The sequence below is a fragment of the Cupriavidus sp. 05N40 genome (genome assembly GCF_056397305.1).
Map to the genome: position 1 here is coordinate 1 of NZ_JBFTND010000129.1, position 23977 is coordinate 23977.

Genomic DNA, 23977 nt, shown 5'->3' on the forward strand with positions numbered 1-23977 from the left:
GCTCCAGGTGGCCGGGGCGCCGTCGCTGCTGGCCGGCGCCGATGCATGGTTGGTTCCCGAGCGCATCGATCCCGACGCGCGCGGGGAGGTCGCCTTGCCCGATGTGGCAGTGGTCAAGCGCTATGCCGCCGAGGTGCTCGACGCCACCTTGCGCCGCCTGGCGACGCTGCCCGACGATAGCGACGCCACGCTCTACGCCTGGCGCCGCGCCCTGTTCCACGAAGACCGCCAGGGCGAGGCCATTGCGGCGTTGCTGCAGGCGCTCGGCGTGGCGCCGGTGGAGCCCGCGGTGGCGTTGCCTTCGCTGTCGGTGCCGCATGGCGGCACGCTGCAGTTTCCCGGCGGTCGCTTCGTACAGGGCTGGGCCGATCAGGACGGCTTCGCGCTGCCCGATGAACTGCCGCCGCAGCCCACCTATGTTCCCGCCTTCGAGATGGATGCCGCGCCGGTCAGCAACGCGCAGTTCCTCGAGTTCGTCGAGGACGGCGGCTACGAGCGCGCCCACTGGTGGACGCCGGCGGGCCGCCGGTGGCTGATGATGCAGGAGCGCTCGGCGCCACGCTATTGGGCGCGCCACCCGGACTCCAGGGCCTGGATGGCGCAGCGCTTCGGCAGCCTGCGCACGCTGAATCCGGACGAAGCCGTGCGCCATGTGAGCCTGTTCGAGGCGCAGGCCTGGTGCGTCTGGGCCGGCCGGCGCCTGCCGATGGAGTCAGAGTGGGAACTGGCCGCCGTGCAGAATCGCGGGGGCCTGCGCTGGGGCATGGTGCGCGAGTGGACGGCAACGCCGTACGAGCCCTACGCGGGGTTTGAAGCAGGCCCGGGCGATGCGGATTTCGCCGACTGTTTCGCCACCCACCAGGCGGTGCGGGGTGCGTCGTTTGCCAGCCCGGCACGGCAGCATCACCCGCGCGCGCGGCTGGCGCTGTTGCCCGAGGACGATTTCGCCTTCGTCGGCTTTCGCAGTTGTCCGCTCTAGGGGGCGCCCGGCGCGCACTGCCATGCAGGCGGCAAAAGAAAAAGGCACCCGAGGGTGCCTTCTTCTTTTGCCGGAAGGGGCTGTGCGCCGTGGCGGCCAGCCCTGTCTCCGATCAGCGCTCGAAACGCGAGCGGCCGCCGCCGTTGCCGTTGCCATTGCGCTGGCCGCCGAAGCCGCCACGGTTGCCGTCGCGGTTACCGTCGCCGAAGCTGCGCGGAGCGCCGTCACGGTTGCCGTAGCTGCTGCGGCCTTCGCCGCCACGGTAGCCACCGCCGTTGCCGGCCGGTGCGCCGCCGCCGAAGCTGCGGTTGTTGTCGCCGAAGCTGCGCGGTGCTGCGCCGTCACGGTTRCCGAAGCCACGGTTGTCGCCGCCGCGGTAGCCGCCTTCGTTGCCGAAGCTGCGCTGGCCGCCATTGCCGGCGTTGCCGCCGGCACCGGTGTTGGCGCTCTGGCCGCGGTAGCCGAAGCCGCCGCGGTCACCGAAGCCACGGTTGCCGTCGCGGTCGCCGAACGGGCGGTCGCCGGCCGGGCGCGGTGCGCCGTCGCGGTTGCCGTAGCTGCGGCTTTCGCCGCCACCGAACTTGCGGTCGCCGAAGCTGCGGTTTTCGCCGCCGCGGTAGCCGCCGCCGTTGCTGTTGCCACGGTAGCCGCCGCGGTCACCACCCGGCTTGCCGCCGAAGCCGGTGCGCGGCTTGGGCGAGCGGCGCGGTTCCAGGCCTTCGATCACCGAAGCGTCGATGCGGTTGTTGGTGAAGCGCTCGATGCGCTTCCACTGGAACATGTCGCCATGGTTCACAAGGTTGATGGCGACGCCCGAGCGGCCCGCGCGGCCGGTACGGCCGATACGGTGCACGTAGTCCTCGGCCTGCTTGGGCAGGTCGAAGTTCACCACGTGGGTGATGTCGGGCACGTCGATGCCGCGCGCGGCCACGTCGGTGGCCACCAGGATGCGCAGGTTGCCACGGCGCAGCGAGGTCAGGGTGCGGTTGCGCGCGCCCTGGGTCATGTCGCCGTGCAGTGCGCCGGCCGCGAAGCCGGTGTCCGACAGGCGCTCGGCCAGCGAGTCGGCATCGCGCTTGGTGGCGGTGAAGACGATCGCTTGCTTGAGGCTGACATCGCGCAGCAGGTGGTCGAGCAGCTTTTCCTTGTGCGACATGTCGTCGGTGAAGTGCAGGCGCTGTTCGATATTGCTCTGGTCGGCGCGGGCAGCGGCGATCTCGATGCGTTGCGGGTCGCGCAGCTGGCGCGAGGCGAGCTGGGCGATGCGGCCGTCCAGCGTGGCCGAGAACATCAGCGTCTGGCGGGTGGCCGGGGTGGCGGCGACGATGGCGTCGATGTCATCGGCAAAGCCCATGTCCAGCATGCGGTCGGCTTCGTCGAACACCAGCATGTCCAGCGCCGACAGGTCGATGCGGCCGGCTTCGATGTGGTCGAGCAGGCGGCCCGGCGTTGCCACCAGGATGTCGGGCATCTTCGACAGCATGGCCAGCTGCTTCGGGTAGGGCATGCCGCCCAGGATGCTGGCGCACACGATGCGGCGCAGGTGGCGGCCGTACTTTGCGGCGGCTTCGGTCACCTGCAGGGCCAGTTCACGCGTCGGCGTCAGCACCAGCAGCGCCGGCTGCGCCGGTGCGGGGCGGGGGCGCTTGCCCTTCATGCGCTTGGCCGGCTCGTCAAAGCGCGGGCGGTTCGGCGCAGCCTTTTCGCTGATGCGCTGGATGGCCGGCAGCATGAACGCGCCAGTCTTGCCCGAGCCGGTCTGGCTGGAAACCAGCAGATCGCGGCCGGCCAGGAAGGCGGGGATTGCCTGCGCCTGCACCGGCGTGGGCGTGGTGTAGTTCAGTTCGGCGAGGGCGCGCAGGATGGCTTCGTCCAGGCCGAGCTTGGCAAAGCCGTTGTCGGCAGCAACCGGAGCGGCGGCGGCAGGCTCGGCGGCCGGGTTGAGCATGGCGTCGATCTTCTCGAGCGGGCTCGGTTCCTGGGCTGCGGGCGTGGCGATGATGGCGGCTTCGGTCGATGCGTCAGCGGCGGAGGCAAAATCCTGCTCCGCACGGATGTCGTGCTGGGTCATGTCGTAACTTTTATTTAAATGCATGGCACCCCATGCCAATCGAGTGTGCAGGGGCGGGCGCAGTGCAAAGTCTTAAAAAAGGCTTCGGCGCCAATCGGTGAGGCCGTTACGACAGACACGCTGGCAGTACGGCGGCAGGCAGGGCGGCATCGGCACAAGGCCGGGTGCGTATTCCCTGGCAGGCAAACAGCTCGATACAAGCTGTTCAACAGGATCGGAGACGAGGCGACGTCGGTGAGAAATGCGTTCTGTCGGGTATCACCACTTGGCCATCAGGACGGGCCAGCCGGCGGGACCGGGGAGCAGAGCTTGAGAGCGGGGGCGGTATCGCCTGCCGCAGGTCGCGGCTGGCGTGTTGCACAACTCACAGTGCGAACTCACGGCGCGTATTGTAGCAGAAACAAAAGTAATTTGTTGCGCTGCGATAAGAATTCTCTATGTGCGCTGGCGAGTCTCTGCTGCGTGGCCCTTTGTCCGCTTTGCCGGTCAAGGGCCTTGCCGCCGCGGGAGTTGCATCCGCCGGTCGTCTGCCTATACTGAATCCGTCGGGCTCACCTACGCCCGGCAAGGTAGCGGACCAAGCATACCGCTGACCTTCCTTGGCGCTTTGATTTAAGTGCTGCTCGCCGCTGGTATCGCGGCAGTCGGCGTCACTGCCAGTATTCCTTCGGCTCTCCGGGTGGTCCGGAGGGACGTCCGCGTCATGGGCGGAATCATGGGAATCCTGCTTGCACGACTGTTTGCCGGGATAACGCCGATGTGACCAGGAAGGTCCGGACCGTCCGCAACCGGCCCGCCAGCAGACTGGCGGGCTTTTTCATGTCAGGTGTCTTCAATCCCGAGGCCCATCCGCCCGCCTCACTCCCGTTGCGTCACGCCTGCCGCTTTCATTGCCGCGGCCAGCGTTTGCGCCGTGCGGTTTTTGATATACTCCGGGCCTGCTCCCGGATCCGTGCCATCGAGGCGCGCCACACATCCGCGGGGTCTATCCGCTCGCCGTAGTTCAATGGATAGAACGAGCGCCTCCTAAGCGCTAGATACAGGTTCGATTCCTGTCGGCGGGACCAGTGCAACGCTGGTTCTTCGCGGTTCGTCGGACGATGCCCCGTTTCAGGCTATGTAGTGTCCGTCTCCGTCTAGTGTCCGTCTCTGTCTCCGTCTGCAGGGAAGCCCGGAACCTGCGGCACTCTCCCGGGCTTGACTATGCGCCGCCGGATCACTCAATGCGCCCCCGTCTTCGAAAACAACTGGATCACCGCCACCCCCGCCACGATCAGGCCGATGCCCAGCCATGCCGCCAGGTCCGGGATCTGCCGGTACAGCACGCCGGCGATCAGCGTGACCAGCACGATGCCGGCGCCGCACCAGATGGCGTAGGCAATGCCGACCGGCACGGTTTTCATGACCTGCATCAGCAGGAAGAAGGCGGCCACATAGCCGCTTACCACCAGCAAGCTGGGGAGCAGGCGCGTGAAATTGTCGGCGGCCTTGAGGCTGCTGGTGGCAATCACTTCGGCCACGATGGCCAGGGCCAGGAGCACGTAGCTGTTCATCGGTCGTTTTCCTGCATTGATTGTCGCCGGGTGCGCATTTTCCCACATGGCGTCGGCCGGGCCGGGAAGGGGGTGTACAGTGCGTAACCGGGCGGGCGCGGGCGCGCGGCCACGGACAACCCCCTACTTTCAGGTGGTTGCCCCGCGCCGGGATGCGGCCTTCAATCGCAGTTAGGGTTCCTCAGAGAGCCTGGTATGTCGCGGTAGTGCCGACCAGCTGGCAATACGATAAAGCCGGAGGCGGGTGAGTCAGGTTCACAGGGGGGCGCCATGAAAGGCGACGACGAGTTGCAGACCGTTTGGCCGCAGGTGGATGGCGCGCTGGCGGGGCAGGGGGTCTGGCAGAACACGATTGCCGCCGCGGATGTGGCGCTGGAGGAGGCGTCGCGCATCCAGCGGGGCGTCCAGCACAATCTGCGTTTGCAGCAGGAGGTACGGGCGCTGCGCGAGGAACTGCGCAAGGCGCATGGCGAACTGGACCGCTACCGTGGCATGCATGCGCGGGTGGTGGTGGGCATGCGGCAGCTCGAAGAGGACAACGCCGGCGAGGTCAGCCGCCTGCGCGCCGAGAGCGAGATGCTGATGGTGCGCCACCGGGTCTACAAGCTGCTGGCCGAGCACTACGCGCTGACCGCGCTGAGTTTCGATCCCGCCGTCTTCGCCGAGCACCGCGACCGCGTGCTGCAGCACATTCTCTTCCAGCGCCGCAAGGGCGCGCCGCTATCCGGCATGTGCGCCGCCGATATCGCTTTCCTGCTGCTCTGAGCGGCACGCCCGGCAAGAGTCCGGGGCCGTCTCGCTTCATCTTGACTGCGCGTCGCGGCCCTGGCCGCTTGCCGGGGCGGCGCGCGGGCGCAGCACCAGCAGCGCCAGCATGCCACCCACCACGCCCCAGAAGGCCGAGCCCACGCCCGCCAGCGTCATGCCGGAGGCGGTGATCATGAAGGTCAGCAAGGCCGCCTCGCGTTCGGCTGGCACCTGCATGGCCGTGGTCAGCCCGCTGGCGATGGAGCCGAGCAGGGCGAAGGCCGCCACCGCCACCACCAGCGCCTTGGGAAAGGCGGCGAACAGCGCCGCGATGCTGGCGGCAAGCACACCCGCCACCAGATAGCCGATGCCGCAAACCACGGCTGCCGTGTAGCGGCGGTCGCGGTCGGGGTCGGCCTGCGGGCCGGTGCAGATCGCTGCCGTGATCGCGGCCAGGTTGATGCCGTGCGAGCCGAACGGCGCGAGCAGGGCGGAGGCGATGCCGGTCACGGCGATCAGTGGCGAGGCGGCAACGTGATAGCCGTCGGCGCGCAGCACCGCCAGCCCGGGCACGTTCTGCGAAGCCAGCGCGACGATGAATAGTGGCACCGCGATGCTGACGAACGCCTGCACGGAGAAGGCCGGCGTGGTCCACACCGGCGCCGCCAGCGCGAAATGGAACGCTTCGAAATGCAACTGGCCCAGCGCGCCGGCCAGTGCCACGCCCGCCACCAGCACGCCAGGCACCGCGTAGCGCGGCCACCAGCGCCTGCCGGCCAGGTAGAGCGCAAACATCACCAGCAGCAACACGGTCTGCTGCTGGACCTGTACGAACACATCGACGCTGATGCGGAACAGGATGCCGGCCAGCAGCGCGGAGGCAATGCTGGCCGGCAGGGCGCGCATCAGCTTGTCGAACCAGCCCGTCAGCCCTGCCGCGGTCATCAGCAATGCTGCCATCACGAAGGCGCCGATGGCTTCCGGGTAGGGCACGCCGGGCAGGCTGGCGATGAGCAGCGCCGCGCCGGGCGTGGACCAGGCGATCACGATGGGCGCGCGCGTCAGCAGCGACAGCCCGATGGTGGTGACACCCATGCCGATCGATAGCGCCCAGATCCACGATGCGACCTGCGCATCGGAGAGATGCGCGGCCTGGCCGGCCTGGATCATCAGCACCAGCGAGCTGGTGTAGCCGGTCAGCATGGCTATCAGGCCGGCGACGAGCGCCGGGACGGAGAGATCGGAGAGCTTGGGCGGGACAGTGGCGGGCATCGGGCAGGGTTGCCGGCGATACCTCACGAGGCCTGTGAGCCCCGGAGCGCGCGGCAGGGAAACGAGACGGCGAAGAAAGCGAAGAACCGCGGATGCGGCCGRGCCGCCATCTTCGCACGAGTCTCCTCTTTTTTGTCGCCTGCCTGCCCGCGCCAGGGCGTGGCCGCCCCGGGACGCGTCCCGGGGCACCGGCTCAGTCGGCGACCTTGTCGCTGGGGAACTTGAACGAATCCCGCAGCAGGTAGCTCATCGGGATATCGAGGTTGACCCCGTKCGGCGGGATCGGCGACTGGAACCACTTCTTGTAGAGCTTCTGCGTATCCTGCGAATAGATCGAGGCGATCAGTGCCTTGTCCACCAGGTGCTTGAACTCTGCATCCCGGCGCGACAGCATGATCGCGTAAGGCTCGATCGTCAGCAGTTCGCTGGTAATGGTGAAGCTCGCCGGGTTCTTCGCATTGGCGCGCAGGCCGTAGAGCAGCACGTCGTCCATGATGAAGGCGTCGGCCTTGCCTTGCTCGACCATGGCGAAGGCCTCGGCATGGTCCTTGGCTTCCAGCACCTTCATCTGCATGGCGCCGGCACCGTTGATCTGGCGCACCATGGCCAGCGGCGTGGTGCCGGTCGTCGAGACCACGGTCTTGCCGCGCAGGTCGCTCAGCTTGCGGATGCCCGAGTCGCTCTTGACCAGCATGCGGCTGCCGGCGATGTAGTGCGGGATGGTGAAGGCGACCTGTTCGCGCCGTTCGCGGTTGTTGGTGGTGGAGCCGCACTCGAGATCGGCCTTGCCTTCGACGATGGCGGGGATGCGGCTGGCCGGCGTGACCGGCACGTATTCCACCCTCAGGCCCGGCATCTTCAGGGCGTCGCGCAGCGAGTCGGCCACGCGCAGGCAAAGGTCGACCGCGTAGCCGAACGGCTTGCCGTCCGCCACGAACGAGAACGGCACCGAGCTTTCGCGGTGGGCGATGCGCAGCGTGCCGCTCTGCTGGATGCGCAGCAGGACGGGTGTCGCCGACGTCTGGGCCACGGCAGGCGGCATGCCCGCGGCCACCGTCAGCATCAGTGCAAGCGTGGACAGCAAGGGCAGCGCGCGGCCCCGGGCAGGCGCGAACCCCGGCCGGGCGTCGCGCAAGCAATGCGAACGCGGATAGATCATGGAATTCCCCGTACAAAGAAAAGCGGCTGGAACGACTAATCGCAGAACAAGCGTTGTCTGGCGTCGGGCTGCCCGCACCGGTTGCTGACCGGCTTTTTGTAAGTTGCTGCCGTCGTGCTGCGGCTTGCTTGACCGGCGGCCATTGTTCCATGGCCGTGCGCGGCTCGACAATACGCGCCCAGGGGAGTGTTGCGCGGCGCGCAACTGCGCACTAAAACGGGGGTTTGAACAGGGCATCCGGGTGCGTCGCGCACCGTGGGCGAGAGCGGTGCACGTTGACGGGGCTTTCCCTTACGGATTTGTCCGACTAGAGCGGCGCCGGGGCCCTTGCTATCCTGCATTCGTGCCTTGCGAGCAGGGCACCGAGGAGAGACTCTTGGGCCCGCGCCAGCGCGGGCCCTTCTTTTTTTCCGGCGCATGCCGGGCCGGTCGCCGGCCCCCGCCGCCGGGCCGCGAGGCCACACTGGTCTACAATGCCGGCTACCTGGCATCCTGGCGCCCGGTCCGGCGCGACGCGCTGCCCGCGTGGCGCTGGGCGAGCACCGTTCTGCCGCGCCTTCGTCGTGCCTTGCGCCCGTGGGCGCCAGCGCCGCGCCCGTGCCGCCACCTCTGTCTTCCTTTTCGTACTGCTGCTCCCATGGCCCTGTTTTCGATTTCCGACGCCCAGCTCGCCTTTGGGCATGTGGCCTTGCTCGACCATGCCGACTTCTCCCTGGAAGCCGGCGAGCGCGTCGGCCTGATTGGCCGCAACGGCTCGGGCAAGTCCTCGCTGCTCAAGATCGTGGCCGGCCTGTCCGCGCCGGACGATGGCCTGATCGCGCGCCAGAGTGGCGTGACCTCGGCTTATGTGCCCCAGGAGCCGCAATTCGAGCCCGGCCAGGTGGTATTCGATGCGGTATCCCAGGGCCTGGGCCAGGTCCATGACCTGCTGGTCGCATACGAAGCCGCGCTGGCCGCGCTGGACGACAACCACGACGAGGCCGCGCTGGCCGAGTTGCACCGCCTGCAGTCCGAGGTCGACGCCGCCGGGGCGTGGCAAGTGCGCACGCGCGTGGAAACCACGCTGGCGCAGCTTGGCCTGAGCGCCAATGTGCGGGTGGATGCCTTGTCCGGCGGCATGCAGAAGCGCGTGGCGCTGGCGCAGGCGCTGGTGGCCGAGCCCGACATCCTGCTGCTCGACGAACCCACCAACCACCTGGACGTGGAAGCCATCCGCTGGCTTGAAGACCTGCTGCTGTCCTTCCGCGGCAGCGTGCTGCTCATTACCCACGACCGTGCCTTCCTCGACCGCGTGGCGACCCGCATCGTCGAGCTGGACCGCGGCCGGCTGGTGTCCTTCCCCGGCAACTTCGCCGCCTACCAGACGCGCAAGGCCGAGCAAATGGCGGCCGAGCAGGTCGAGCAGGCGAAGTTCGACAAGCTGCTGGCGCAGGAGGAAGTGTGGATCCGCAAGGGCGTGGAGGCGCGCCGCACGCGCAGCGTGGCCCGCATCCAGCGCCTGGTGACGATGCGCAGCGAGCGCGCCTCGCGGCGCGACGTGCAGGGCAACGTCAAGCTGGAGGTGTCGCAGGGCGAACGCTCCGGCAAGATCGTGGCCGAGCTGACCGACGTCAGCAAGGGCTTCGTCGACAAGGTGGTGGTGCGCGATTTCACCGGCACCATCATGCGCGGCGACAAGGTCGGCCTGATCGGCGCCAACGGCGCCGGCAAGACCACGCTGCTGCGCCTGATCCTCGGCGAGCTGGCACCGGACGGCGGCACCGTGAAGAACGGCAGCAATATGCAGGTGGCGTATTTCGACCAGATGCGCACCCAGCTCGACCTGGAGCGCTCGCTGGCCGATACCATCAGCCCGGGCAGCGACTGGGTCGAGATCAATGGCCAGCGCAAGCACGTGATGAGCTACCTGGGTGATTTCCTGTTCGCGCCCGAGCGCGCGCGTTCCCCGGTGAAGTCACTGTCCGGCGGCGAGCGCAACCGCCTGCTGCTGGCGCGCCTGTTCGCCCGCCCGGCCAATGTGCTGGTGCTCGACGAGCCGACCAACGACCTCGACATCGACACGCTGGAGCTGCTCGAGGAACTGCTGCAGGACTATAGCGGCACCGTGTTCCTGGTCTCGCACGACCGGGCCTTCCTCGACAACGTGGTGACCTCGACCATTGCCGCCGAAGGCGACGGGCGCTGGCGCGAATACGTGGGCGGCTATTCCGACTGGCAGGTGCAGTCGGCACGCAGCACGGCCATGCAGGAAGCGCGCGGCGGCGAGCGCAAGGCCGCCGAGGCAGCCAAGCCGCGCGAGGCCCGCGCGGCCGCGCGCGTCAAGCTGTCGTACAAAGAGCAGCGTGAACTGGACGGCCTGCCCGAGCGCATCGCCGCGCTCGAGAAGGAGCAGCAGACCGTGTCCGCGCAACTCGCGGACGGTACGCTCTACGCCAGCGATCCCGCCAAGGCGACGCAGCTCGGCACCCGCCACGACGAGATCGAGATGGAACTGCTGGAGACGCTGGAGCGCTGGGAAGTGCTGGAGGCGAAGACAAAGGGCGAGGCGCAGTAAAGTCCGGACGCCGCCGCGCTGCTGCCAGGCTCCGCCAAGGCCGCCCGCGGTGCCCGAGGTCGTTTCCTTTCTCCCCTCATGGGGAAGGGGAGGAATCAATCAGGGCGTGGCCGGGCCCGCTAGCCGCACCAGGCCAGCACCATATTGGTCAGGTCGACCATGAAGGCCGGCCGCAGGTAGCCCAGGAAGGCCAGCGCCAGCACCATGGCCGCCACCGCGAAGCCGGTGGCGCGCAAGACGGTGGCGCGCGCGATCATGCCGCCACCACCCGCGGGCGCGAGATGGCGTGCTCGCGGATCGGCAGGTTGACCAGTGCGGCGAGCGCGCCCAGCCCGATGGCGATCATCCACACCGTGTTGTAGTTGCCGGTGCGGTCATAGAGGAAGCCGCCCAGCCACGCCCCCAGGAAGCTGCCGATCTGGTGCGAGAAGAACACCACCCCGGACAGCATCGACAAGTACTGCACGCCGAACACCTGGGCGATGATGCCGTTGGTCAGCGGCACCGTGGACAGCCACAACAAGCCCATCAGCGCGGCGAACACCCAGGTGCTGGCGGCCGTGAGCGGCAACAGCAGGTAGGCCGCGATCACCACCGAGCGGGTGATGTAGATGAACGACAGCAGGTACCGCTTGGGCATGCGCTGGCCCAGCGCGCCGGCAGTGTAGGTGCCGAACACATTGAACAGGCCGATCAGCGCCAGCGCCACGGTGGCGACCTTGGGATCGGTCAGGCCGCGGTCCTTCAGGTACGGCGCAAGGTGCACGCCGATGAACACGACCTGGAACCCGCACACGAAGTAACCCAGCGTCAGCAGCTGGAAGTTGCGGTTGCCGAAGGCCTCCCGCACGGCCTGGCCGATGGTCTGCTGGAAACCGCCCGCATGCGCTTCGGCTTTCGGCTCGCGCAGGCTGAAGGCCAGCGGCAGCATCAGGCAGGCCAGCACCGCCAGCACGAGCAGCGCGTTTTGCCAGCCGGCCGTGGAAATCAGCGTCTGCTCCACCGGAATCATCAGGAACTGCCCGAACGAGCCCGCCGCCGCGGATATGCCCATGGCCCACACGCGCTTCTCGGCGCTGGCCACGCGCCCGATCACGCCGTAGACCACGCTATACGTGGTTCCCGATTGCGCGATGCCGATCAGGATGCCGGCGCCCGAGGCAAAGGCGGTGCCGGAGCTGGCCATGGCCATGACCAGCAGGCCTGCCACATAGAGCGCCACGCCGATCAGCATGATGCGGAACGCGCCGAACTTGTCGGCCAGCGCCCCGGTAAACGGCTGGGTCACCCCCCACATCAGGTTCTGCAGCGCCAGCGCAAAGGCGAAAGTCTCGCGGCTCCAGCCATGCGCCTGGGTGATCGGCAGGTTGAACAGCCCGAATCCGTGCCGGATGCCCATCGACAAGGTGACCAGCAAGCCACCGCAAATCAGCACGGTGGTGAGGGAAAGTGGTTTCTTCTGCATGGTGTTCTGCATCTTGGCGTGCGTCCCTTGGCTCTGTTTGTCGTGTTGTTCTAATTTTGTTCTGGTTCTTCTCTCGTTCTGCTCTCATCCTTCGCCGGCGCCTGCCGCAGGCGCCCTTGCCGGCTGCCCCGGCAAGGGCGCAGCCTGGCCGCGCAGCCCGGTGCGGGGGAGTTTACTCCGCATCCGGGGGCCGCGTGGCGCGCCGGGACGGCGCAGCAATGTGCCGCATCGGGCGCGGGCTGATGCGATCGAGAATGGTGGCAAGACGGTCACGCGCTTCCATTACAATGCAGGCTGCCCGGCCACCCTGGCTGGCGCGCGGCGGACCGCCGTGGCGCCGGGCTGGCCGAGAATCCCACTAAGCAAGCGACTCCATGGCGAGCAAAACCAGTCAGTACAGCGAATCTTCCATCCGGGTCCTCAAGGGCCTGGAGCCGGTCAAGCAACGGCCCGGCATGTACACCCGTACCGACAACCCCCTGCACATCGTGCAGGAAGTGATCGACAACGCCTCCGATGAAGCCCTGGGCGGGTATGGCACCGAGATCATGGTCACCCTGCACCGCRACGGCAGCGTCAGCGTGGAGGACGACGGCCGCGGCATCCCGGTCGGCATCCATCCCGAAGAGCAGGTCCCGGTGGTGGAGATCGTCTTCACGCGCCTGCACGCGGGCGGCAAGTTCGACAAGGGCAAGGGCGGCGCCTATGCCTTTTCCGGCGGCCTGCACGGCGTCGGCGTTTCGGTCACCAACGCGCTGTCGACGCAGCTCGACGTCACCGTCTGGCGCGACGGCAACAACGCCACGCTGACCTTCTCGGGCGGCGACGTCACCGTGCCGCTGGCCACCCGCAAGCTCGAGCGCGGCGAGAAGAAGAGCGGCACGCGCGTGCAGGTGTGGCCGGACCCCAAGTATTTCGATTCGGCCACCATCCCGCTGGCCGAGTTGCAGCGTCTGCTGCGCAGCAAGGCCGTGCTGCTGCCAGGCGTGAAGGTCACCCTGCTGCATGAGAAGAACGGCGAGCGCCAGACCTGGCAGTACGACCAGGGCCTCAAGGGCTACCTGGTCGAAGCGCTGGCGCAGGGCAGCGGCGCCGAACTGGTGGTGCCGATGTTCGAGGGCGAGCATTTCGCCGACCCGGACGCCAACGCCGCCGAAGAAGGCTTTGCCGAGGGCGAGGGCGCAACGTGGGTGGTGGCCTGGACCGAGGACGGCGCGCCGGTGCGCGAGTCCTACGTCAACCTGATCCCCACGCCGGCCGGCGGCAYGCACGAGTCCGGCCTGCGCGAGGGCCTGTTCCAGGCGGTCAAGAGTTTTATCGAGATGCACGCGCTGCAGCCCAAGGGCGTCAAGCTGATGAGCGAAGACGTGTTCGCGCGCGCCTCGTTCGTGCTGTCGGCCAAGGTGCTGGACCCGCAGTTCCAGGGCCAGATCAAGGAGCGCCTGAACAGCCGCGACGCGGTGCGCCTGGTGTCCACCTTCAGCCGTCCCGCGCTGGAGCTGTGGCTCAACCACCATGTCGAGTACGGCAAGAAGCTGGCCGAGCTGGTGATCCGCCAGGCCCAGGCGCGCACGCGCGCCGCGCAGAAGGTGGAGAAGAAGAAGGGCTCGGGCGTGGCCGTGCTGCCGGGCAAGCTGACCGACTGCGAATCCACCGACGTCACCCGCAACGAACTGTTCCTGGTCGAAGGCGACTCCGCCGGCGGCTCGGCCAAGATGGGGCGCGACAAGGAGTTCCAGGCCATCCTGCCGCTGCGCGGCAAGGTGCTCAATACCTGGGAGACCGAGCGCGACCGCCTGTTCGCCAACAACGAGGTGCACGACATCGCGGTGGCGATCGGCGTGGACCCGCACGGCCCCAACGACGAGCCCGACCTGTCCAACCTGCGCTACGGCAAGATCTGCATCCTGTCCGACGCGGACGTGGACGGCGCGCACATCCAGGTGCTGTTGCTGACGCTGTTCTTCCGCCATTTCCCCAAGCTGATCGACAACGGCAATGTGTGCGTGGCACGCCCGCCGCTGTACCGGGTGGATGCGCCCGCGCGCGGCAAGAAGYCGGCGCAGAAGCTCTACGCGCTCGACGACGGCGAGCTGGTGGCGATCCAGGACAAGCTGCTCAAGGACGGCGTCAAGGAGAACAGCTGGCAGATCTCCCGCTTCAAGGGCCTGGGCGAGATGAATGCCGAGCAGCTCTGGGAAACCACCATGAACCCCGATACGCGCCGCTTGCTGCCGGTGGCGCTGGGCAGCTTCGACCTGCCGCAGACCGTGGGCGTGATGAACATGCTGATGGGCAAGGGCGAGGCCGCGCAGCGGCGCACCTGGCTCGAAGAGCGGGGCAACGAGGTGGTGGCCGACATCTGAGCGGCCCGCTTCCGAGATCCGCATGACGCGAGGAAACCCGATGGCGAATACCAGACCTGAGAGCAAGCGGTGGCGGCGCATGGCTGCCGTCCTGCTGCTGGCCGGCCTGGCTTGCGCGCCGGCGGCCCACGCGGCGCTTTATGGCTATATCGACGACGACGGCGTGGCGCATTTTGCCGACGAGAAGCTCGATGAGCGCTATACGCTGTTCATGCGGAACATCATCCGCCAGGTGGCGCAGGCGCAGAACGTGGACCCGGCGCTGGTCAAGGCGGTGATGGCGGTGGAGTCGGGCTTCAATGCCGGCGCGGTGTCGCCCAAGGGCGCGATCGGGCTGATGCAGGTGATTCCCGACACCGGCGCGCGCTTTGGCGTCGCCGCCGACGCGCGCCGCACGGTGGAGCAGAAGCTGGCGGACCCGCGCACCAATATCTCGGCCGGCGTGCGCTACCTGCGCTGGCTGATGGAGCTGTTCCCCGGCAACCTCGAACTGGTGCTGGCGGCGTACAACGCGGGAGAGGGCGCGGTGCAGCGCTACAACAACCGCGTCCCGCCGTTCCCGGAGACGCAACAGTATGTCAGCACGGTGCTGCAGTTCTACCGCTTCTACCAGCCGGGCGGCACGCCCGCGAGCGTGGCGGGAGGCGGCGCGGGCGGCGTGAGCCGCGTCAAGATGGTGATCGGCGGGCGCCGCAACATGCCCTGACACCGACAACGAACAATATGCAACCGGCGCGCCGCGCTACAGACAGGCGCGCCGTCTTCCTGCCAAGCCATGGAACAACAAGACACTCTGTTTGACCCAGGTTCGCCCGATGGTGGCGCGGACTCGCTGACGCTCGCGCACTACGCCGAGCGCGCCTACCTCGACTACGCCATCAGCGTGGTCAAGGGACGCGCGCTGCCGGAAGTGGCCGACGGCCAGAAGCCGGTGCAGCGCCGCATCCTGTTCGCCATGCACGAAATGGGCCTGCGCTCCGACGCCAAGCCGGTCAAGTCCGCGCGCGTGGTGGGCGACGTGCTGGGCAAGTATCACCCGCACGGCGACCAGTCCGCCTACGACGCGCTGGTGCGCCTGGCGCAGGACTTCTCGCTGCGCTACCCGCTGATCGACGGCCAGGGCAACTTCGGCTCGCGCGACGGCGACGGCGCGGCGGCCATGCGCTACACCGAGGCGCGCCTCACGCCGATCTCGCGCCTGCTGCTCGACGAGATCGACCAGGGCACGGTGGACTTCGTGCCCAACTACGACGGCTCGATGGAAGAGCCCAAGCTGATGCCCGCGCGGCTGCCCTTCGTGCTGCTCAACGGCGCATCCGGCATCGCCGTGGGCATGGCCACCGAAGTGCCGCCGCACAACCTGCGCGAAGTGGCGGCGGCCACCGTGGCGATGATCCGCAATCCCAACATCACGCTGGCCGAGCTGCTGGCGCTGATGCCGGGTCCTGACTATCCGGGCGGCGGCCAGATCATCTCGCCGGCCTCGGATATCGCGCAGATCTACGAGGGCGGCCGCGGCAGCCTGAAGGTGCGCGCGCGCTGGATCATCGAGGACATGGCGCGCGGCCAGTGGCAACTGGTGGTGACCGAACTGCCGCCAAGCACGTCGGCGCAGAAGGTGCTCGAGGAAATCGAGGAAATCACCAACCCGAAGGTCCGCACCGGCAAGAAGTCGCTCACGCCCGAGCAACTGCAGCTCAAGCAGGGCATGCTGGCCGTGCTCGACGCGGTGCGCGACGAGTCCGGCAAGGACGCGCCGGTGCGCCTGGTGTTCGAGCCCAAGAGCAAGAACATCGAGCAGCAGGATTTCATCCAGACGCTGCTCGCGCATACCAGCCTGGAGTCGGGCGCGTCGATCAACCTGGTGATGATCGGCACCGACGGCCGGCCGCGCCAGAAGGGCCTGCCCGAGATCCTGCGCGAGTGGATCGCGTTCCGCTTCGAGACCGTCACGCGCCGCACGCGCTATCGCCTGGGCAAGGTCGAGGACCGCATCCACATCCTCGAAGGCCGCATGCTGGTGTTGCTCAATATCGACGAGGTGATCCGCATCATCCGCGAGAGCGACGAACCCAAGCCGGCGCTGATGCAGGCCTTCGGCCTGTCCGACCGCCAGGCCGAGGACATCCTGGAAATCCGCCTGCGCCAGCTGGCCCGGCTCGAAGCCCTGCGCATCGAGAAGGAACTGAAGGAGCTGCGCGAAGAACAGGCCGACCTCGACGTGCTGCTCAAGTCCGAGACCGTGATGCGCCGGCGCATCATCAAGGAGATCGAGACCGACGCCAAGCAGTTCAGCCCCGAAGACAAGGACCCGCGCCGCACGCTGATCCAGGAAGAACGCCGCGCCGCCGCCGAAGTGCGCGTGGTCGACGAGCCCGTCACCGTGGTGGTCTCGCAGAAGGGCTGGGTGCGCACGCGCCAGGCCCACGGCCACGACGCGCAGCAGTTCACCTTCAAGGCGGGCGACGCGCTCTACGGCACCTTCGAGTGCCGCACGGTGGACGTGATGCTGGTGTTCGGCACCAACGGCCGTGTGTACACGGTGCCGGTGGCCGGGCTGCCCGGCGGGCGTGGCGACGGCGTGCCGGTGACCACGCTGATCGAGCTGCAGGCCGGCAGCCAGATCGCCCATACCTTCGCCGGCGGACTCGACCAGCGCATGCTGATCGCCACGCAGGGCGGCAACGGCTTCCAGACCAAGGTGGGCGACATGGTCAGCCGGCAGAAGGGCGGCCGCGCCTACCTCACGCTGGACGAAGGCGACGCCCCGCTGGTGCCCGCGCCGATCGGCGAGGAGGCCACGCATGTGGCCTGCCTGTCGGCCAATGGCCGCATGCTGCTGGTCGCGCTCGACGAGATCAAGTCCCTGTCGGCCGGCGGCCGCGGCGTGATCCTGATGGAGCTCGAGCCCAAGGAAACGCTGCTGCAGGCCATCGCCGTGGGCGCGCCGGGGCTGGTGCTGTCCGGTGCAGGGCGTGGCGGCAAGCCGGGCTCGCAGAAGGTGGCGGGGCAGAACCTGCTGCCGTATGTGGGCAAGCGCGCCCGCAAGGGCCGCGCGCTGGAGGCCAGGCTCAAGGACCCGCGCATCGATCCCGTGAGGATCGAGCCGCCGGCAGGCGGCAACTGATCTGCCAACCAGGCCCTGCGCGACAAGCGCAGGGCCTTTTTCATTTCCGGCACGCCGCCCAGGGCATCCGCCCGGCCGGCGTGCCGTCTTGCTTGCTTAGTGACATGCCAGTTTCTCCCGTCCCCGGCGGCGACGCGCTTGCGCCGCCGCCCACGCCGCGCCACCTGTTCATCGAATTTGCGCGCATGGGCCTGTCCGGCTTCGGCGGCGTGCTGCCCTTCGTGCGGCGCGCGGTGGTCGACCGCAACCGCTGGCTGGGCGACCGCGACTTCGTCGAGCTGCTGAGCCTCGGGCAGGTGCTGCCCGGGCCCAATGTGATCAACCTCGCGCTCATGCTGGGCCTGCGCTTTGCCGGCCTGCGCGGCGCGCTGGCGGCGTTCGCGGGGCTGGTGATGGTGCCGATGGTGGGGGTGCTGGCGCTGATGCTGCTCTACGAGCACTACCGCGATGTGGCGGCGGTGCAGCGCATGCTGACCGGCATGACCGCGGTGTCGGCGGGCCTGGTGCTGTCGACCGGCTTCAGGCTCGCGCAGAGCCAGCCGCGCACGGTGCGCGGCATCATGATCGGCGTGGCGGCCTTCGCCGGCATCGGGCTGCTGCGCTGGCCGCTGGTGCCGGTGATGGCGGTGCTGGTGCCGCTCGGCCTGGTGCTCGAGTGGCACGCGGAGGGCCAGGCGCTGCGGGCACACGCGGCGGCGCAGGCGGCCCTGCCGCCGGCGGCGATCGAGCTGCCGCCGGTGCCCCCGGGCGATGGCGGCGTCGACCCTGCCCCGGGCGAGGAGCCGCGCCAATGAACCCGCCCAATGTGCTCAGCAGCCTGCTCACCCATTTCCTGCTGCTGTCCTTCCTGGCCATCGGCGGCGCCAGCTCCACCATCCCGGACATGCACCGCTTCCTGGTGGAGTCCAACGGCTGGATGACCGATACGCAGTTCTCCGCCATGTATGCGATCTCGCAAGCCGCGCCGGGGCCGAACATCCTGTTCGTCGCGCTGTTCGGCTGGCAGGTGGCGGGGCTGGCCGGGGCCATCGTCGGCATGATCGGCATCTGCGGCCCGTCGAGCGTGATCGCGCTCGGCTTCGAGTATTTCGCCGGGCGCTCGCCGCATGCGCGCTGGCCGGGGCTGATCCGGCGCGGGCTTGCCACGCTCACCATCGGCCTGCTGTTTTCCACCGGCTGGATCCTGGCCGCGAGCGTGGATCACCGCTGGACCGCGGTGGCGGTGACGCTGGTCACCATCGTGCTGATGCTCAAGACGCGCGTGCACCCGCTGATGCTGGTGGCGCTGGGGGCGGGGGCCGGCTTGCTGGGCCTCGTCTAGCGCGCGGCGCCGCGGCCGCGGCCATGCGCCGGTGCGGCGCACGGCGGATGCGCTGAACGCGGCGCACGAACGCTGTCTGCCGCGCGTGCTATTCCACGCCGACGAAGCCGCCGGTCTGGTGCGCCCACAGCCGCGCGTAGAGGCCGCCGTGCGCCAGCAGCTCGGCGTGCGTGCCGCTCTCCGCGATGCGCCCGTTGTCCAGCACCACCAGGCGGTCCATGCGCGCGATGGTGGAGAGCCGGTGCGCGATGGCGATCACGGTCTTGCCCCGCATCAGCGTTTCCAGGTTCTCCTGGATGGCGGCTTCTACTTCGGAATCGAGCGCCGAGGTGGCTTCGTCGAGGATCAGGATCGGCGCGTCCTTGAGCAGCACGCGCGCCACCGCGATGCGCTGGCGCTGCCCGCCGGAGAGCTTGACGCCGCGCTCGCCGACCTGGGCGTCGAGCCCGGTGGCGCCGTGGGCGTCGCGCAGTTGCGGGATGAAGCCGGCGGCGTGGGCGTCCGCGGCGGCGGCCATCAGTTCCGCCTCGGTGGCATCGGGGCGGCCGTAGCGCAGGTTGTCGCGGATCGAGCGGTGCAGCAGCGAGGTGTCCTGCGTCACCATGCCGATCTGCGCGCGCAGGCTCTCCTGCGTGACCGCGGCAATGTCCTGGCCGTCGATCAGGATGCGGCCCTGCTCGACGTCGTACAGCCGCAGCAGCAGGTTGACCAGCGTGGACTTGCCCGCGCCGGACGGGCCGACCAGGCCGATCTTCTCGCCAGGGCGCACTGTGAGGTCGATCTTGTCGATCACGCCAGCGCCCTTGCCATAGTGGAATCCCACGTCCTCGAAGCGTACCTCGCCGCGCGTCACGCGCAGCGGCGGCGCGCCCTCCCGGTCGGTCACCTTGCGCGGCACCGAGATGGTCTGCATGCCGTCCTGCACCTGGCCGACATTCTCGAAGATGCCGTTGATCACCCACATGATCCAGCCCGACATATTGACGATGCGGATCACCAGCCCGGCCGAGAGCGCGATCGCGCCCACGCTGATGCGGCCGTCGCTCCATAGCCACAGGGCCAGCCCGGTGGTGCCGGCGATCAGTGCGCCGTTGAGCGCGGTGACGGTGAAATCCATGGCGCTCACCATGCGGCCCGAGCGGCGTGCCTTGTCGGTGAGGTCGGCCATGGCCTCGCGCGCGTAGTCTTCTTCCAGGCGCGTGTGGGCGAACAGCTTGAGCGTGGTGATATTGGTGTAGCCGTCGACGATGCGCCCCATCAGCCGCGAGCGCGCGCCGGTGGCGGCCACCGAGCGCGCCTTCACGCGCGGCGTGAAGTACAGCATGGCCGCCGTGTAGCAGCAGATCCATAGCAGCAGCGGCAGCATCAGCCGCCAGTCGGCCTGCGCGAACAGGTAGAGCGAACTGGCGGCGTAGATCAGCACGTGCCAGATCGCATCCACCGCCTGCACGGCGGAGTCGCGCAGCGAGAAGCCGGTCTGCATGATGCGCTGGGCGATGCGCCCGGCGAAGTCGTTCTGGAAGAACCACATGCTCTGCTTGAGCACGTAGCGGTGGTTCTGCCAGCGTACGAGATTGCCCAGGCTGGGATTGATGACCTGGTGCACCAGGATGTCGTGCAGGCCGTTGAAGAGCGGGCGCAGCAGCAGCGCCACCACGGCCATCCAGGCCAGTTCGCCGGCATGGCGCCGGAAGAACTCCGGGCCCGGCGTGGCTTGCGCGAGATCCACCAGCCGGCCGAGGAAACCGAACAGCGCGACCTCGATCAGCGCGCCCGCCAGCCCGACCGCCAGCAGGAACACAAAGACCGGCCACACCTCGCGCAGGTAGTAGGCATAGAAGCGCCAGATCTGCCCGGGCGGCTCGGTGTCGGGCAGGCTGCGAAACGGGTCGATCATTCGTTCCAGCAAGCGCAGCAGCATGGGTCTCCTGGGGTCTCGGGGCCGCTCCGGCGCCGACCCGGCACTGACCCGGCACCACGGACTGCCATGATACCCAGATCGGGTGCGCGCGCCGGAAGCCGTCCCCTGCACTCGTGGCCGGATCCCGGACGCTCCGGCGCGCCAGGTCCTTCGTACCAGGTGCGCTGCAAGCGCCGCTTTCTGGCCATATTGGCCGCTTCCGCCATTCGCGATGGACGATATCCGGGAAATCACCAATACATCTATGCTTGTCTATACAACACTATACACGCACAGCACAGCCACACAGCGGCATGTGCAGGCCTCATTCCCGCGACATTCAGGCGCCATCCCAGCGCCATCACCAAGGAGTCCCCCGTGAGCGACAACTTCCGCTTCCGCGATGTAGAGATCCGCGCCCCGCGCGGCAGCCAGCTGAACGCCAAGAGCTGGCAGACCGAAGCGCCGCTGCGCATGCTGATGAACAATCTCGACCCGGAAGTGGCGGAGAACCCCAAGGAACTGGTGGTGTACGGCGGCATCGGCCGCGCCGCGCGCAACTGGGAGTGCTACGACAAGATCGTGGCCACGCTGAAGACCCTGAACGACGATGAAACCCTGCTGGTGCAGTCGGGCAAGCCGGTGGGCGTGTTCAAGACGCACAGCAACGCCCCGCGCGTGCTGATCGCCAACTCCAACCTGGTGCCGCACTGGGCCAACTGGGAACACTTCAACGAACTCGACGCCAAAGGCCTTGCCATGTACGGCCAGATGACCGCCGGCAGCTGGATCTACATCGGCAGCCAGGGCATCGTGCAGGGTACCTACGAGACCTTCGTCGAAGCCGGCCGCCAGCACTACGACGGCAGCCTCAAGGGCCGCTGGGTGCTGACCGCCGGCCTGGGCGGCATGGGTGGCGCGCAGCCGCTGGCCGCCACGCTGGCCGGCGCCTGCTCGCTGAACATCGAATGCCAGCAGGCCAGCATCGATTTCCGCCTGCGCACGCGCTACGTGGATGAGCAGGCCAGCGATCTCGACGACGCGCTGGCCCGCATCGCCAAATACACCGCCGAAGGCCGTGCCGTCTCCATCGCGCTGTGCGCCAACGCCGCCGAAGTGCTGCCGGAACTGGTGCGCCGCGGCGTGCGCCCGGACATGGTCACCGACCAGACCAGCGCCCACGACCCGCTCAACGGCTACCTGCCGGCAGGCTGGACCTGGGGCCAGTACCGCGACCGCGCGCAGACCGACCCGGCCGCCGTGGTCAAGGCCGCCAAGCAGTCGATGGCCCTGCACGTGCAGGCCATGCTGGACTTCCAGAAGATGGGCGTGCCCACCTTCGACTACGGCAACAACATCCGCCAGATGGCCAAGGAAGAAGGCGTCGAGAACGCCTTCGACTTCCCCGGCTTCGTGCCTGCGTACATCCGTCCCCTGTTCTGCCGCGGCGTGGGCCCGTTCCGCTGGGCCGCGCTGTCGGGCGACCCGCAGGACATCTACAAGACCGACGCCAAGGTCAAGGAGCTGATCCCCGACGACGCCCACCTGCACCGCTGGCTCGACATGGCGCGCGAGCGCATCAGCTTCCAGGGCCTGCCGGCGCGCATCTGCTGGGTTGGCCTGGGCCTGCGCGCCAAGCTCGGCCTGGCCTTCAACGAGATGGTGCGCAGCGGCGAACTGTCGGCGCCGGTGGTGATCGGCCGCGACCACCTGGATTCCGGCTCGGTGGCCAGCCCCAACCGCGAAACCGAAAGCATGCGCGACGGCTCCGACGCCGTGTCCGACTGGCCGCTGCTCAACGCGCTGCTCAACACGGCCAGCGGCGCCACCTGGGTCTCGCTGCACCATGGCGGCGGCGTGGGCATGGGCTTCTCGCAGCATTCCGGCGTGGTGATCGTGTGCGACGGCACCGATGAAGCCGCGGCCCGCATCGCCCGCGTGCTGCACAACGATCCGGCCACCGGCGTGATGCGCCATGCCGACGCCGGCTACGAGATCGCCATCGACTGCGCCCGCGAACAAGGGCTGAACCTGCCGATGCTGGGCCGCTGAGCGGGCTGCCGAGCATTCCCCCTCGCCTGCGCGGATCGCCATGATGGCGCGCAGGCCGCCCCCAACCCTTCGCCAGGGATACTGATCATGTCTTTCGACACCACCGCCCCCGTCGCGCCTGCCCTGAGCGGCGCCGCGCCCGCGCCGCTGTCCAGGTTCAAGTCCATTGCCGCCATCACCATCGGCAACGGCCTGGAGTTCTACGACTTCGTGGTCTACAGCTTCTTCGCCACGCTGATCGGCCGCCTGTATTTCCCCGTGGCCGACGCCACCGGCCAGTTGCTGCTGTCTTTCGCCACCTTTGGGGTGGGCTTCCTGATGCGCCCGCTGGGCGGCCTGGTGATCGGCATGTACGCCGACCGCGTGGGGCGCAAGCCGGCGGTGGCACTGACGCTCTGGCTGATGGGCCTGAGCGCGGTGATCTTCGTGGTGACGCCCACCTATGCCCAGATCGGCATCCTGGCGCCGGTGCTGATCCTGCTTGCGCGGCTGGTGCAGGGCTTTGCCATCGGCGGCGAGATGGGGGCCTCCACGGCGCTGCTGCTGGAATACGCCGACGATCGCTCGCGCGGCTTCTACACCAGCTGGCAGCCGTTCAGCCAGGGCCTGGCGGCGCTGCTCGGCGCGCTGGTCGGCCTGCTGCTGAGCAATGTGCTCGATCCTGCCGACCTGCAGGCCTGGGGCTGGCGCGTGGCCTTCGCCATCGGCATCCTGGTGATTCCGGTGGGCCTGGTGATCCGCCGCCGGCTGGAGGAGACCGCGCCCGCGGCCAATGCATCGGAGCGCGGCTCGTCCATGCAGTTGCTGCGCGAGCATCGCCGCGCGCTGGTGGCCAGCGTGCTGCTGATGATCGGCGTGGCTTCGTCGACCTATATCGTCGTCTACTACCTCAGCAACTACGCGGTCTCGCAACTGCACATGCCGCTGTCGCTGGGCATCTGGGCGGCCTGCGTGGCGGCCGGCGTGCAGGTGGTGCTGTCGCCGTTCGCGGGCTGGCTCGCCGACCGCTTCGGCCGCCGCCCGGTGGTGCTGTGGTCGCGCGTGGCCCTGCTGGTGATGATCTATCCCGCCTTCGTGCTGATCAATGCCGAGCCCAGCCTGACACGCCTGCTGATCGTGGTGGGTTGCCTGTCGGTGCCGATGTCGATGACTTCGCCTGCCTCGATGGTGCTGGTCAGCGAAGTGCTGCCGCAGCGCTTGCGCGCCACCGGCCTGTCGATTGCGTATTGCATTGCCATCGCCATCTTCGGCGGCTTCGCGCAGTTCTTCTCGACCGAGCTGATCCATCTCACGGCCAATCCCAATGCGCCGGCCTTCTACGTGATCGGCTGCGGCCTGGTCTCGCTGATCGGCCTGGCGATGGTGCCCGAAACGCTGGGCCGGCGCCTGAAGTGAGCAGGCAGTCATGAGC

16 protein-coding genes, 1 tRNA gene and 1 pseudogene are annotated in these 23977 nt (G+C 68.3%); 11 read left to right on the forward strand and 7 right to left on the reverse strand.

Annotated features, from left to right (window positions below):
• The coding region (locus tag AC1DO7_RS26250; RefSeq protein WP_477116728.1) for an SUMF1/EgtB/PvdO family nonheme iron enzyme at positions 1–979 on the forward strand (979 nt) is incomplete at its 5' end.
• A 112-nt stretch (positions 980–1091) separates the two neighbouring features.
• Here the strand turns inward: AC1DO7_RS26250 and AC1DO7_RS26255 are convergent.
• Positions 1092–3050: a DEAD/DEAH box helicase gene (locus tag AC1DO7_RS26255; protein ID WP_441613088.1), complete on the reverse strand. Its 1959-nt coding sequence runs from the start codon at positions 3048–3050 to the stop codon at positions 1092–1094.
• A gap of 992 nt (positions 3051–4042) precedes the next feature.
• Between AC1DO7_RS26255 and AC1DO7_RS26260 the strand changes: the two genes are divergently transcribed.
• A tRNA-Arg gene (locus AC1DO7_RS26260) sits at positions 4043–4117 on the forward strand.
• Between the two features lie 153 nt (positions 4118–4270).
• Here AC1DO7_RS26260 and AC1DO7_RS26265 read toward each other — a convergent pair.
• The gene (locus tag AC1DO7_RS26265) at positions 4271–4603 is read right to left on the reverse strand and encodes a DMT family transporter (protein WP_441613087.1); all 333 of its coding nucleotides are present in this window, start codon (positions 4601–4603) and stop codon (positions 4271–4273) included.
• Positions 4604–4873: 270 nt separating this feature from the next.
• On the opposite strand from AC1DO7_RS26265, the gene AC1DO7_RS26270 reads away from it, so the two are divergent.
• On the forward strand, positions 4874–5368 hold the full coding sequence (locus tag AC1DO7_RS26270) for a hypothetical protein (protein WP_441613086.1): 495 nt from the start codon (positions 4874–4876) through the stop codon (positions 5366–5368).
• A gap of 36 nt (positions 5369–5404) precedes the next feature.
• On the opposite strand, the gene AC1DO7_RS26275 is transcribed toward AC1DO7_RS26270, so the two are convergent.
• The gene (locus AC1DO7_RS26275) at positions 5405–6622 is read right to left on the reverse strand and encodes a benzoate/H(+) symporter BenE family transporter (protein WP_441613085.1); all 1218 of its coding nucleotides are present in this window, start codon (positions 6620–6622) and stop codon (positions 5405–5407) included.
• Positions 6623–6815: 193 nt separating this feature from the next.
• A complete protein-coding gene (locus tag AC1DO7_RS26280) occupies positions 6816–7685 on the reverse strand; it encodes an amino acid ABC transporter substrate-binding protein (protein ID WP_477116734.1) in 870 nt (289 codons plus the stop codon).
• 733 nt (positions 7686–8418) lie between these two features.
• Between AC1DO7_RS26280 and AC1DO7_RS26285 the strand changes: the two genes are divergently transcribed.
• Positions 8419–10335 (forward strand): ATP-binding cassette domain-containing protein, encoded by a 1917-nt coding sequence (locus AC1DO7_RS26285; RefSeq protein WP_441613084.1) that lies wholly within the window; start codon positions 8419–8421, stop codon positions 10333–10335.
• A gap of 119 nt (positions 10336–10454) precedes the next feature.
• Here the strand turns inward: AC1DO7_RS26285 and AC1DO7_RS26290 are convergent, their stop codons facing one another.
• Both AC1DO7_RS26290 and AC1DO7_RS26295 read right to left on the reverse strand, forming a co-directional pair.
• The gene (locus AC1DO7_RS26290) at positions 10455–10592 is read right to left on the reverse strand and encodes a hypothetical protein (RefSeq protein WP_441613083.1); all 138 of its coding nucleotides are present in this window, start codon (positions 10590–10592) and stop codon (positions 10455–10457) included.
• Positions 10589–11800, reverse strand: coding sequence for an MFS transporter (locus AC1DO7_RS26295; protein ID WP_441613082.1), 1212 nt, complete (start codon positions 11798–11800; stop codon positions 10589–10591). Before AC1DO7_RS26295 ends, AC1DO7_RS26290 begins: the two co-directional genes overlap by 4 nt.
• A gap of 374 nt (positions 11801–12174) precedes the next feature.
• Between AC1DO7_RS26295 and AC1DO7_RS26300 the strand changes: the two genes are divergently transcribed.
• The 5 genes and pseudogenes from AC1DO7_RS26300 to AC1DO7_RS26320 all read left to right on the forward strand — a co-directional run bounded on the left by AC1DO7_RS26300 (position 12175) and on the right by AC1DO7_RS26320 (position 18614).
• Positions 12175–14166 (forward strand): DNA topoisomerase IV subunit B, encoded by a 1992-nt coding sequence (locus AC1DO7_RS26300; RefSeq protein WP_477116729.1) that lies wholly within the window; start codon positions 12175–12177, stop codon positions 14164–14166.
• Between the two features lie 40 nt (positions 14167–14206).
• A complete protein-coding gene (locus AC1DO7_RS26305) occupies positions 14207–14872 on the forward strand; it encodes a lytic transglycosylase domain-containing protein (RefSeq protein WP_477116730.1) in 666 nt (221 codons plus the stop codon).
• Between the two features lie 69 nt (positions 14873–14941).
• Positions 14942–17293 (forward strand): DNA topoisomerase IV subunit A, encoded by a 2352-nt coding sequence (parC, locus tag AC1DO7_RS26310; RefSeq protein ID WP_441613079.1) that lies wholly within the window; start codon positions 14942–14944, stop codon positions 17291–17293.
• Between the two features lie 104 nt (positions 17294–17397).
• Positions 17398–17958 (forward strand): annotated as a pseudogene (locus AC1DO7_RS26315) (chromate transporter); the annotation flags it as partial.
• Between the two features lie 125 nt (positions 17959–18083).
• Complete coding sequence (locus AC1DO7_RS26320; protein ID WP_441613078.1) at positions 18084–18614, forward strand: chromate transporter; 531 nt, start codon at positions 18084–18086, stop codon at positions 18612–18614.
• A gap of 88 nt (positions 18615–18702) precedes the next feature.
• On the opposite strand, the gene AC1DO7_RS26325 is transcribed toward AC1DO7_RS26320, so the two are convergent.
• On the reverse strand, positions 18703–20535 hold the full coding sequence (locus AC1DO7_RS26325) for an ABC transporter ATP-binding protein (RefSeq protein WP_441613077.1): 1833 nt from the start codon (positions 20533–20535) through the stop codon (positions 18703–18705).
• 357 nt (positions 20536–20892) lie between these two features.
• Between AC1DO7_RS26325 and hutU the strand changes: the two genes are divergently transcribed.
• Together hutU and AC1DO7_RS26335 are read left to right on the forward strand one after the other, a co-directional pair.
• On the forward strand, positions 20893–22566 hold the full coding sequence (gene hutU, locus AC1DO7_RS26330) for a urocanate hydratase (protein ID WP_441643177.1): 1674 nt from the start codon (positions 20893–20895) through the stop codon (positions 22564–22566).
• Positions 22567–22653: 87 nt separating this feature from the next.
• The gene (locus AC1DO7_RS26335; RefSeq protein ID WP_441613075.1) at positions 22654–23961 is read left to right on the forward strand and encodes an MFS transporter; all 1308 of its coding nucleotides are present in this window, start codon (positions 22654–22656) and stop codon (positions 23959–23961) included.
• Positions 23962–23977: the final 16 nt, after the last annotated feature.